This is a genomic window from Kocuria rosea (assembly GCF_023715525.1).
Classification (GTDB): Bacteria; Actinomycetota; Actinomycetes; order Actinomycetales; family Micrococcaceae; genus Kocuria; species Kocuria rosea_A.
Genome location: NZ_JAMBOG010000021.1, coordinates 34159 through 45846, shown reverse-complemented (window position 1 = coordinate 45846; position 11688 = coordinate 34159). Strand labels below are relative to the sequence as shown.

Below are 11688 nucleotides of genomic sequence, written 5' to 3'. Positions count from 1 at the left end.
CGCCGGGCATCAGGAATGTCTGATTTCCCAAAGGGTTGCTGAACGGCAGTAAAAATTTCGCCGCCTCGGCGCCCTCACCGGCCCACCGCTCCTCGAAGGGGCCCGTAGAGCCTGCGAATGCTTGCTGAGAAACCTTACCTACCGCACCATGTGCGAGGATCTCTCCCCAGCCTCACGCAAGGTCCTTACACAGAAAGGTCCTACCCAACCCATCGCGGGACATACAGCACCAAGATCCATGACACGGGCCCCTTCATGCGGCGGCGGTCAGGAGCTCCCGGAGTCGCCGGTACAGGGGCCCGCGACGTGCCGATATTGCGGGCAACATGAGGGCCAAATTCCCTGTCTCTATCAGCCGCAGGGCGTTGCGGATGTGAGAGTCGGCGAGAGGGCGGCCTCCGCCCAAGTCCTTGCCGGCCGCTCTGCGTTTGGCCACGAGTCGGTAATGTGTTCGCGTTTGATCTCCAGTTCTATCTGGGCCAGGGCGGCCATGACGGTGAAGAGCATCGAGCCCATCGAGTGTGGGTGTCCACGTCTTCCCAACCAGGTTCATCACCCGCAACCCGGCGCCCCTGCTCTGCAGCGCTTCGGCGAAGGCCAGCATGTTCTGCATCGAACGGACCATCCGGTGCAGGATAGCGATCACCTGAGTGTCGCCCGACTCAACGGTGATCAACTTTCAACAGCTTCCGTGAATTGGGGTTCTCTAACCGGTCATATGTAAAGTCCGTCTCTTACTGGCCCTATGCCCGCTTTCAGGTGGGACATTGGCCTACTGGCCGTCCTGCAGGCGGGCCTTCGCCAGCAGCATTCAACATCTCTGATAGATCCAGTGCGGTTCGGGTCAACGGGCCCTTCGATTGGCATGGTCGACCGTGCTTTACTGGAGTTGACGTCTTGGACTGATTGCTTCAGCAACCCCCGGTATTGAGAGGGGTGGCATGGCTGGATCTGGTGCCGTGTTCCTCAGTCACGCCTGGCTCGATCAAAGTTCCCAACGCATGGCGGAGAACCCGCGTCGTGGACTGGCGCCGATGTTGCGCGACAGCCTCCTAAAACTTGGTGTCAAGGTTTTCTTTGACGATGCCGACATTGAGGATTTCGACGCGATCGAAGATCGTGTCAGGGCGGGAATGGCTGAGTCGGCCTTGTTCTTGTGTTGGTACTCCGACGCCTACGCCAGCCGGAGAGCGTGCCACTGGGAGCTCACGGCTGCGATAGCCGTCGATCCCTCACGCGTCTTCGTTATCAATCCCGAGCCGGGCATCGAACATATCTTGCCCACGTCACTGCGCGCTAATCTGATCGCGGACGCGCCGCAGTCGGAGGACACCGAGGGTTGGGCTGCGCTGGCCCGTCGCATCGCTGATCGTGCTCACGCGACACATGGCACGTTTGCACAGATTGTCGATGCGGATGCGGTGCCTTGGTACGGTGACCCGCCGTCAAGGTTCCAGCGGTTCGTGGGCCGTGCGTCGGACCTGTGGAGACTGGACGAGCTACTACGGCCACCGCCTGCGGTGGCCGGTGGCGACCCCGTGCCTCCTGCTGTCGTCGTTCAGGGCATGGGTGGATTAGGCAAGACTGCACTGGTACGCGAATACGCCAGTCGCTTCGCCGCCGCTTACCCCGGCGGGATCTTCTGGCTGCGGCTCAGCGCCCCCGTCGAGGCTGGGCAGAGACCACAGCACGTCCAATCTGTCCTCGAGACCCAGCTCGGACTTATTGCGCGTCAGTTGCGCCCTCTCCAGATCCGTCCGGGTGACACCGACCTGACCGCCCCGTCTCCGAATCAAAACGATGTCATCACCGGTCATCTCGTCTCACTCGACCGGCCCTTCCTATGGGTGGTCGACGACCTCCCACCAGGGCTATCCGCCGCCGAGTTCGCTTCCGTGCTGCCCCCGGTCAAAGGTGGCCGCACTGTTGTAACAACCCAAGGAACCGCCTATCGGCACGTGCCCAATCTGCCGCTCAGGGTCATGAACGATGAAGAGGCTGTTGGGCTACTCCTGTCCCAGATGACTCATTCGGAAGAAGTGGACAAGAATGACGCTCTCGGATTGGTTGCCAAACTAGGTCACCTACCCCTGGCACTCGACGTCGTCGGCGCACTCGTTGCCATGCCCGGCTCTTCCGCAGGCTCTCTGCTGGCCGAACTCGATAAGCCGGGAGACGAATTGACCCTGGTTGAGGAGGCGGCAACCAATGCCTGGACTTCTGTCTCTCCGACTGGCCATGTGAGTAGCGCGGTGGCCACGTTTGGGCCGAGCATACATCGCCTTACGGAGGCAGCTTTCATCCTGCTCGCGATCGCAGCAACGGTTAATGTAGGACCGTTGCCCGTGCGAACTTTGATGCCGGTATTGCGGCACTTCACGAGCGGGGACCTAGCAACTTCCGGGGCTCGTCAAGCGCTGGGCGAGTTGCTCAATCTCTCCTTGGTCCGCACTTTGGATTCAGACACTATCGAGCTGCATGGTTTAGTCGGTTTCTCAGCACTACAGTACGTCCAGGATCCTGAGGACTTCCACGCCACTGTCGTTGAGGACGTGTCTGTCCAGATACTTGACGACATCGGGGACGTCGAAGACATCGCTACGCATCGCAATAATCGCCGACTTGCCGCTTTCGGCGCAGCCCTTGCGCTCCAGGCACCATCACCAGAGGATACCTTTAACATTAACGCATTGCGCGCTCTGGGTCGCTTCTTGCATGTCGAGCAACGTTACTCCGAAGCCGCGCAAATCCATGCCTTGGCGGTTGAAAAGGTCCGCTTGGTGAGCCTCGAGGAGCAAACGCGGGAATCGCTCACCGTGGCAGCAGATTTGGCGCTTGATCGCGGAAAAGTTAATCCCGGTTCCCAGATAAATGATCTTGAGGAAATATTCGATGCTATGACGTGTCTTTTGGGGCCGGATGATCGCGACACGCTGACCCTCGAACATAACTTAGCGAACGCCGTATTCGCCGTTGATCCGGAACGTTCACGACGACTTCATCTTGACGCTTATGAGCGTCGGCTTCGGGTGCTGGGTCCCGATCATCCGCACACCCTTTTCTCGTTACACAGCTTGCTCTCCCAGGGTGTTACTCCCAGCCCGTACCCAGACGCAATCGCGGCATACACTGACCTTATTGCCCGCCGCACCCGCGTGCTTGGGAAAAACCACACTACGACGCTAGCGAGCCTCGGCAATTTTATCGATCGACTAACTAGAACCGGAAACCCGGCAGAGGCACTACCGTTGGCACGTGAACTCGTGGAACGATACAACGCCCTGTACGGCACGGACCATGAGGTCACCTGGAAGGCTAGAATGCGCTTGCTAAACGTACTGGCAGGCTTGCCTGATTCACCAGACGACGAAATCGGCAGTCAACTAGTTGCTCTTGGCTCAATTCTGGACTCAGTAGACGCCCAGCCCATGGTCAACGCACTTGCGACAGCAGGAGAGATGCTGCGTCGCGCGGGGCGGCACGATCGCGCGCTCGACCTGCTTGAGTTGGCTTGCAAGACGGCCGCGGCTCGGCTGCCGGCAGATGACAGCGCGGCGCTTCTGGCCGAGCACAATCGCGCGGCGCTCATAGGGACAGCGGGAGCACCGGGGAAGGCCACAGCCCTCTTCGACGACCTGGTCCCGCGGATGAGCCATGCACTCGGCTCACAACACCGGTTGACGCTTCGGGCACGCCGTCAGCAACTCATTATGTTGGCCCGAAGTGGCGCCGCGCAGGAAGCTATTCCAGGCCAGCAAGACCTTGCTGCATATTGGCGCGATCATGCCGGCGAGCACAGCGCTTTCTACGCCGAAGCGCTAGGCGACCTCGCAGCATCCTTCGGCTTACTGGGCCGCGCGGACGAGCAACGCCACTATCAAGAGCTCCAGCAGCAGGCAGCTGCGGACGTTGGTCAGGATACTGGGTTGCTGTGAATGACTTAATACTCAATAACCCACAGGGGCCAGCTCATGAATCATTCCCCGGCCTGGCCGGGTGGGCACGGCGGATTGAAATTGATTGCGCCTAAGACGGGTCGGGCGTCGCACACGTCCGCAATCAGGCCGGCATAAGCCATGAGTGTGCTGCGGACATCAGCGAGTTCCTTACGCAGCACCTCGGCTTTGTCCCACTGCCGCTCCCAGTCAATGGAACTGACTTCCCAGGGTTTACGCTCCTCATAGTCACGCAGCACCGGGTGCCAGTATGCGAGCAGGGGCCTGATAGCACCATTCAGCATCGAAATCGAAAGCGCAGCGAAAGAAACCGTACCCTCCTGGACGAAGTTAGGGCGTGCCGTCGCCACCCCGTGCCGTCGAAGGAGGTCACGCGTCACGCCGAAAAGGGCGTAGTGCGATGACAGCGCTTCCCGGAGCAGCCCCTCTCCCGGTCGCAACTCTGCCAGGGCGACGCGGGTGGAGAGCTCGACCAGCATCTCCCAGGCAGCCGCACGCTCCGCGTCATCCGGACGCCACGTGCCACCCACCTTGCCCAGCCCCCACGGAAGGCCGATTTCGGCATTGACTTCTTCCAGCGGCATAAACACTCCAGCAGTAGATTTATCGCGCTTCGTGCATACACTATACGACGTTACGATGACGAGCGTAAGATGTTCCAGAGCCAGCTTCATCTGGGAGAACGCACCGCCTCGCCACCCGTTTCGGTCTATATATAAATTCACCAACGGATCATGATCGGGCCTTTCCCAACGTATGATCGGTCAACGCACTGAAATTAGTAGCTTAAAAATGCTACGCGCGGATCAGGCGGAGCACGCGTGACACATTCACCGTCGATCGCCGCACACTTAGTGCTTCGTTCCTCAAAGGCGATATACAAAGCGGCGGCGCAGCCGGCGATGTGGTGGCTGGGGCCGTCCCCAGACCCACGGTTTCGCCCGGGCATTGAGCTGGGCGGTGGCCAGGGCGGTGGCGGCCTCGATCTCGGCCGGGTCGGCGAAGGACTGCCCCGCCAGGGCCGCCTTGCGGTAGATCCGCCACCAGCCCTCCTGCAGGTTGAGCCAGGCGGCCCCCACCGGGATGAAGACGTGGGTAATGCGCGGGTGGTCCTCCAGCCAGGTACGCGTGGCCGCGCTGTGGTGGGAGGAGAGGTTGTCGGTGACCACCACGATCTTCCCGCCCGGGTTCGCCTGCTCCACCGCGTGCAGGAACCGTTGGTAGTTGGCGCTGTTGCGGGAGGCTGCCGTCATGGTGAGCTCCTGGCCGTCGGCCGGTCGCAGCGCCCCGTAGACCCAGGTCTTCTCCGGGCCCCGGCCGTAGTCCACCTCGTTCTTGATCCGGTGCCCGCCCGGTGACCACCCCGGTGCCGGCGGAAACGTGCGCGGGATTACCGGCCCGAGCTCGTCGATGCACAGGACCGTCGCTCCCTCAGGTGGGTAGGTGTAGAGGGAAGACTCCGCGTCCTTTTCCCGCGACGTCCGGGTCCTTGCTGGTCGTCCAGGTGCGGGTACGGCGCCAGCGCACGCCCTCGGCCAGCAGGATCCGCCTCACCTGACTGCGATGCACCTGGATGCCTTCGGCCTGAGCGGCGGTAGTAAGAGCGTCCAGGGTCCACTCCGGTGGGCCGGTCTCCTCGGTAGCGGTCAGCTCCCCCGCCTCATCGCGCACCGGCCGACCCGGCGGGGGCTGGGCGACCAGAGCGATCAGGCGGGAGCGTTCCTCTTCCGTGAGCCGCCGCTTGCGGCCCTGCCCACCCCAGTCGGCCAGCCCGTCCACCCCGGCGGCGTTGGAGCGCTCCAGCCACCGGCGCACCGTCTGCTCGTGACAGCCCAGCTGCTCGGCGATCACCGGTACGCACAGCCCTTCCCAACTCAAGGACACGATCCTCGCCCGGAGGATCCAATCGGCTGGGGCGTGACGGGCCCCGGCCAGCTTCCGGATGGCCTTCTCCTCGGCCGCGTCCGCGGCCGGCCTCGCGCGCAAGATCTTCGGCATATGGATCGCCCCCAGGGAACCGGATCAGCTCCCACCAATCTACGCCCCCAAAGCGGAACGAAGCACTAAGACTGTTGGGCGAACCAGCGAGCCACCGGATTTTTGAACGCCGTGATCAGCCACAGGATGTTGACGACAAGGAGAGCGATACCGCAGGCGACACCGATGGCGATCACCACTTGGGCCCATACCTCGACAACTAGGGTTCCGTATTCTTTGAGATATAGGAACACCTCACTGAAGATAGCCAGTGAGGTTATTACCGTGACTATGGTGCCCACGATGGCCAGGATGATGCCGTTGATCCGAGCCTGTCTGTCTCCTTCCTTCAAACGAAGGTACGTGGCCCCGTATAGGAGCATGGCGAATGCCAGCAGAACGAGGTGGATGGTTGCTATAATGCGCACTTCGTTAGCTACGGCACGCTGGTGTTCCGGCGTGAACACCCCCTCTCCCGCTGCCTCCCACGCTTCCCAGCCGGCCGGGTAATGAGTGGCGTTACTGATTAGGAAGCCGATGTTGTAGAGCAGGAATAGCCCGGCCGAAATCAAAGTCAGCTTCAGCAGTCTGCGGTGCTCCGGCGGGGCGGAGACCGGACCGATACGCTGTTGTGGCACGTGATCCGGCGGATGTTCCTTCTCGGGATTACCAGAGCTACTTCCAACTTTGCTGTGGGGAATCGCGACAAAAGGCGTCTTCCGAGCTGGATGCTGATTTGCACGGAACCGGGCTTTTTTCCTGTCGGCTTCGGCCTGTTCGGCTTCCGCCCGTTGAACCTGTTGTCGTTCGACTTCGGCTCGTCGGGTTTGCTCGCGTTCGGCTTGCGCACGCTGGGCCTGCTCCCGTTCAGCCTGTCGGCGTTCCGCCTGTTCCCGTTCGGCTTCCGCCTGCTTGAACGCTGCCCGCTCGGCCTCTGCCCACCGGACAGCTTCCGCTCGTCGGGCCTGCTCGCGTTCGGCCTCCGCCCGTTGAGCCTGTTCCCGTTCGGCCTCGGCCCGTTCGGCCTCGGCCCGTTCGGCTTCGGCCCGTTCGGCTTCGGCTCGGCGGGCTTGCTCGCGTTCGGCCTCGGCTCGTTGGGCTTGCTCGCGTTCGGCCTCCGCCGAGGCCGTGTTGTCCGCTCGGTCCGTCTGCTCGTCAGCGCCGGTGGGTGGTTCATCCTGCTCTTTGAGGGGTGGGGAAGTGTGGTGGGCTGTTTCCTGGCCCGGGGCGGGTCCGCGGGTCTTCCGGATGGTGAACAGGCGGGTGTCCTGCCCTCTCACATAGAGCACGGGGGTGGCCCATTCCAAGGTGTGACCGTTGAGCCCCAGGATGGACACCCGCCCACTGCGCACCGCCTGGTCCACCGGACGACCCACGGCGATCGCGGAGTAGAACCCGCGGGCGAAGGCGGCCGCGGCCGGATCAGTGATCTCGAACTGCATGGCCACCACCGCGCTCACCCCACCACGCACCAAGGCCGAGGCGGTGCCGGAGAACAGATCCGTGGTACCGGCTTGCCCGGACTTGCAGGAGTTGAGCACCATCAACCGCGGCATGGGGCTGGCCTCGTGCAACAGGTCCGCGAACCGGCTCGCCTCCACATGATGAGCCCGCCCGGAGGCGTTCTCCAGCGCCAGGACCCCCTCATCACCCTCGGCGTCGAAGTCACCGTGACCGATGAAGTGCAGCACGTGCCACGGCTCGCTCAGCAACGTGTCGTGAATGCGGTCCCAGGTGGCGTTACGCACCCAGTGCACCTCCACCCGGCCCTGCCGCACCTGCTCCTCCAGCGCTTGGGTGAGGTGTTCCTCCTCGGCCTCCACATCCAGGGCGGGGAGCCCGCGGGGGGAGGCGGTGATGCCCAGGATCCGCACCGGGTACTGCACCCGCAACGGACGTAGCGCCGAGGCCACCGGGACATGACGCACCAAAGGCTCCACCCGGCAAATGTAGGTGCCGGCGTGAGGGTCGTACATCGCCTCCCACGGCAATCCGGCCAGCTCGGGGGCGGAGATCCGCAGGACCACCTGCAGCGACTCCCCGTGATCGGCGGCGTAGTCCACACTGGAGCGATAACGGGCGGCCATGGCCGGGTCCCCGAACACCGCCTCGAACAGCTCCTGGCCGACCTCCCGGACCACCGTCTCCAGCTGGGACACGATCCGCCGGGTGCCGATGGAGGACAACAGGACCGCCTGTTGCCAGCCCTCCCGCTCCTGGAGCAACCGATCGCTGTCGAGGCTCACGGTGGCCGCAGCCTCCCCCACCGGGGACTGCACGATCTCCACGTCGTACCGACCGGCGGCCCCGGCCCGGTCGATGGACACTTTCAACACGCTCATCGATTCCCCCGAACCTCGAGCCCGCCCTACACCACGTTCCCCGCGCCCGTCCCGGCCCTCAGTCCCGGTCGGGACCCTCCCAGGTGAGCTTGACGGTGAAGTTAGCGCTCGTGCCGGCCTGGGCGATGAACGCCCCGGCCTCGGCGTGGAGATTGATCCCGAACTCCACCGACACCTCCGACGGTCGATGGGGCAACGCCACCAGTTGCTCGATCAGCCCCTGGACCGCCGGCCGGATACGCCCGACTGCCTCCTCGAACGTGCGCTGGGCCTGTTGCACCAGCGCAGCAGATCCTGCCCCGCGGGTGACCGGCACACCCGGACCACTACTGACCTGCACCAGCACGCTGTCCCCGGTACCTGTGGAAAACTCGACGAGACTGTCCATGGCCGTTGTCCCCCTCGGGGCACTGCCGGGAAGTCACCAGTGCTCTCGTGCCGCTGGTCCTGTCGAGGGCCTGGCACTCCCGGCAGGCCCGGCGAAGCGACACCCTCATCGGTCACTGGGGGCGGCGCGGATCTCGATCACTGGCACCCAGTGAACCCGAGTGCATGGACCTGACGCCAGCATGTGCTGGTAGATGTCACGTTTCCCGAACATCACCGCATGCCAGAAGACACGCGGGCACCTGGGCACGGAACTTCGCGCGAGAGAATGGCCGTTGCCGCCTCATGCCCTGCTCATCCGGGATGACCAGGACAGCGCCACTCCCCCCGGAGGACGAACACATCCCGTGCCGCAGCGTGCTCAAATCGCCGGTTGCGGGAGTTCTCCGATGCGCCGGTAGCGGGCTACCTGGCACATCTCCCGGTCCCCGACAACTTGGGTGCTCCGGTCCCCGACCCCGATGAGGCGCAGGGGCCAGCGGGATCGCTCCAGCACGATTTGGGGTGTTGGTGGCGTGGCCCAGATCAGCAGCACGAGCAGGTGCCGGATCTCGGGCAGGCTCAGCGCGATGAGCTCGCTGCCACCTTCGGGGTGGCCCCCCTTTTTGCCGCCGCCCGGGCGCGGGTCGCGGTGAGGAAGGCGTGGGCGAGCATCGCCAAGGTGATGTGGCGGTACCACCCGGTGTACTGACGCACCTGGTACTGGTCCAGGCCGGTCTGACCCTTGGCGGTCTGGAACGTCTCCTCGATCGACCACCGGGTCCCGGCGATCCGGGCCAGTTCGGCCAGGCCCACCCGTGGGGGCGCGAAGCACAGGTAATAGGCGATCTCGGTCGGATCCGTCAGGGATCGGCGGGCCAGCAACCAGTACTCGCCCTCGGGCTCGAGCATTCCGGTGACCCGCACCCGGGCCCATCCGTAGCGGCGCTGCCCCTTGGCCTCGTCCCCGGCTGCGCGCACCCGCCAGGCCTGCCCCGGTAAGGACGCGATGAGCTGCTCGGCGCGCACCTGGTGGAAGGCCAGGGGCCCGGTCTTCGGCCACACGGCCTGGCTGGCCGGCACACCGACCACGTAGTGCAAACCCTGGTCTTCTACGGCCCGGCGGAAGGTCCAGGCCTGGCCGTAGACGGTATCGGCGGTCACCCATTTGGCCGGTACGTGGCCGGCAACGGCGCGGGCGATCATGGCCGCGGCCAGCTCCGGCTTCGTGGCGAAGCGACGGCCGGCCGGGATGCCGGCGGCTCGGCACCGGTGGGGGTCATCGGTCCAGGCCTTGGGCAGGTACAGCTCCCGGTCCAGGAAGGTGCGCCCGTGCCCGGTGGCGTAGGTGAGGAACACCGGTGACCTGGCAGTTCTCCGTCCGCCCCGCGGTGCCTTCAGTACTGCCGGGCGACTCCGGCCGAGCGGGTGCCCTTCTTGAGGAACCCGGTCTCGTCCACCACCAGCACCCCGCCCGGATCCCCGATCGTGCTCACCACGTAGGCCCGCAGGTCATCGCGCAGTGCGTCCGGGTCCCAGTCCGTGGTCGACAGCAGCCGCTGCATCGCATCGGGTGTGGCGTGGCCGGCCTGCTCGGAGAGGGTCCAGGAGTTCTTCCGCTCAGCCCCGGAGAGCAGCCCCTGCAGGTAGGCCATTGCGTTGGCCCCAGGTTCCGCCCTCGCGAACCGGCCCCCGATCAGCTCCGCGACCTCAGCCAGACCCTCAGCCCACTGCGCAACGTCCGCCACCGCCACATCGTTGCTCATCACACCAGGATCAGCCCGGAACGAGAGCTCCACAAGCGCGACTGTAGTACTAATGCTCCGTTCCCTAAAGGAGGTAGGTGAACTTCCGGCGGAGTCGGCGGTGTGGTGGCGTTGGTCGTCCCCAGACCCAGGGTTTCGCCCGGGCGTTGAGCTGGGCGGTGGCCAGAGCGGTGGCGGTCTCGATCTCCACCGGGCCGGCGAAGGACTGCCCGGCCAGGGCCGCTTTGCGGTAGATCCGCCACCAGCCCTCCTGCAGGTTCAACCACGCGGCCCCCACCGGGATGAAGACCTGGGTGATCCGAGGATGGCCCTCCAGCCAGGTGCGGGTGGCCACGCTGTGGTGGGAGGAGAGGTTGTCGGTGACCACCACGATCTCCCCGCCCGGGTTCGCGTCCTCCACCACCTGCAGGAACCGCTGATAGGCGGCACTATTGCGACTCGAGGCCGTCATCGTGAACTCGTGACCGTCCACCGGGCGCAGGGCCCCGTAGATCCAGGTCTTCTCCGGTCCGCGGCCGTAGTCCACTTCGTTCTTGATCCGGTGCCCACCCACCGACCACCCCGGCGCCGGCGGAAATGTCCTCGGGATCACCGGCCCGAGCTCGTCGATGCAGAGGACCGTCGCCCCGGCCGGTGGCTGGGTGTAGAGGGTGACGATCCTCGTCCTTTTCCCGCGAAGTCCGGGTCCTTGCTCCTGATCCAGGACCGCGTACGGCGCCACCGCACGCCTTCGGCCAGCAGGATCCGCCTCACCTGGCTGCGGTGCACCTCGATCCCCTCCGCCTGGGCGGCGGCCGCGAGGGCATCCAGGGTCCACTCGGGCGCGCCGGTCTCCTCCGCGGCGCTCAGCTCCCCAGCCTCATCACGGACCGGACGGCCCGGCGGGGGCTGGGCCACCAGGGCGACCAGGCGGGACCGGTCGGCCTCGCTGAGCCGGGGCGGGCGCCCGGGGATCGACTGATCCCCCAGCCCGTCGAGGCCCTCGGCGTTGAAGCGGTGCAGCCGCACCCGCACCGTCTTGGGATTGCACCCCAGTTCCTCGGCGATGGCGCTGACGGTCTTCCCGGCCCAGGAGGCGGTGATCATCCGGGCCCGCAGCACCCAGTCCGCCGGAGCATGACGGGCCCCGGCCAGCTTGCGGGTCTTGCGCTCCTCCTCCGCATCCCGCGGTGGACGGGCATACAACGGTGCGGCCATGGCAGAACCTCCACCACCATGATCCGCCCCGAACCAGCACGGGTCCACCATTCCTTTAGGGAACGGAGCACTAATGCTCCGTTC

Annotated in this window: 7 protein-coding genes and 2 pseudogenes; 1 reads left to right on the top strand and 8 read right to left on the bottom strand. The window is 64.8% G+C overall.

Annotation, left to right across the window (positions count from 1 at the left end; genetic code table 11):
* The first annotated feature begins 941 nt into the window (after nucleotides 1-941).
* A complete protein-coding gene (locus tag M3185_RS13730; protein WP_285859900.1) occupies nucleotides 942-3935 on the top strand; it encodes a tetratricopeptide repeat protein in 2994 nt (997 codons plus the stop codon).
* 41 nt (nucleotides 3936-3976) lie between these two features.
* Here the strand turns inward: M3185_RS13730 and M3185_RS13725 are convergent, their stop codons facing one another.
* The 8 genes and pseudogenes from M3185_RS13725 to M3185_RS13690 form a co-directional block, all read right to left on the bottom strand.
* Nucleotides 3977-4540 carry a hypothetical protein gene (locus M3185_RS13725; protein WP_251334241.1) on the bottom strand — a complete coding sequence of 188 codons (564 nt, stop codon included), beginning with the start codon at nucleotides 4538-4540 and terminating at the stop codon, nucleotides 3977-3979.
* Between the two features lie 282 nt (nucleotides 4541-4822).
* Nucleotides 4823-5386: pseudogene (locus M3185_RS13720) on the bottom strand (IS630 family transposase); the annotation flags it as partial.
* Between the two features lies 1 nt (nucleotide 5387).
* On the bottom strand, nucleotides 5388-5954 hold the full coding sequence (locus M3185_RS13715; protein WP_285859899.1) for a helix-turn-helix domain-containing protein: 567 nt from the start codon (nucleotides 5952-5954) through the stop codon (nucleotides 5388-5390).
* Between the two features lie 65 nt (nucleotides 5955-6019).
* Entirely contained in the window at nucleotides 6020-8275 is a 2256-nt protein-coding gene (locus M3185_RS13710; RefSeq protein ID WP_251334239.1) for a CHAT domain-containing protein, read from the bottom strand.
* 58 nt (nucleotides 8276-8333) lie between these two features.
* On the bottom strand, nucleotides 8334-8663 hold the full coding sequence (locus tag M3185_RS13705) for a CU044_2847 family protein (RefSeq protein WP_251334238.1): 330 nt from the start codon (nucleotides 8661-8663) through the stop codon (nucleotides 8334-8336).
* A 611-nt stretch (nucleotides 8664-9274) separates the two neighbouring features.
* Nucleotides 9275-10407, bottom strand: a pseudogene (locus M3185_RS13700) (IS701 family transposase); the annotation flags it as partial.
* Between the two features lie 64 nt (nucleotides 10408-10471).
* Nucleotides 10472-11017, bottom strand: a complete 546-nt coding sequence (locus tag M3185_RS13695) for a transposase (RefSeq protein WP_251334257.1) — start codon at nucleotides 11015-11017, stop codon at nucleotides 10472-10474.
* Nucleotides 10996-11604 carry a helix-turn-helix domain-containing protein gene (locus M3185_RS13690; protein WP_251334237.1) on the bottom strand — a complete coding sequence of 203 codons (609 nt, stop codon included), beginning with the start codon at nucleotides 11602-11604 and terminating at the stop codon, nucleotides 10996-10998. The genes M3185_RS13695 and M3185_RS13690 overlap by 22 nt, the downstream gene beginning before the upstream one ends.
* Nucleotides 11605-11688: the final 84 nt, after the last annotated feature.

Excerpts from the sequence above, each read along its gene's own strand:
- M3185_RS13710 (WP_251334239.1), bottom strand. The coding sequence starts at position 8,275 with ATGAGCGTGTTGAAAGTGTCCATCGACCGGGCCGGGGCCGCCGGTCGG.
- M3185_RS13715 (WP_285859899.1), bottom strand. The coding sequence starts at position 5,954 with ATGCCGAAGATCTTGCGCGCGAGGCCGGCCGCGGACGCGGCCGAGGAG.
- M3185_RS13705 (WP_251334238.1), bottom strand. The coding sequence starts at position 8,663 with ATGGACAGTCTCGTCGAGTTTTCCACAGGTACCGGGGACAGCGTGCTG.
- M3185_RS13725 (WP_251334241.1), bottom strand. The coding sequence starts at position 4,540 with ATGCCGCTGGAAGAAGTCAATGCCGAAATCGGCCTTCCGTGGGGGCTG.
- M3185_RS13730 (WP_285859900.1), top strand. The coding sequence starts at position 942 with ATGGCTGGATCTGGTGCCGTGTTCCTCAGTCACGCCTGGCTCGATCAA.
- M3185_RS13690 (WP_251334237.1), bottom strand. The coding sequence starts at position 11,604 with ATGGCCGCACCGTTGTATGCCCGTCCACCGCGGGATGCGGAGGAGGAG.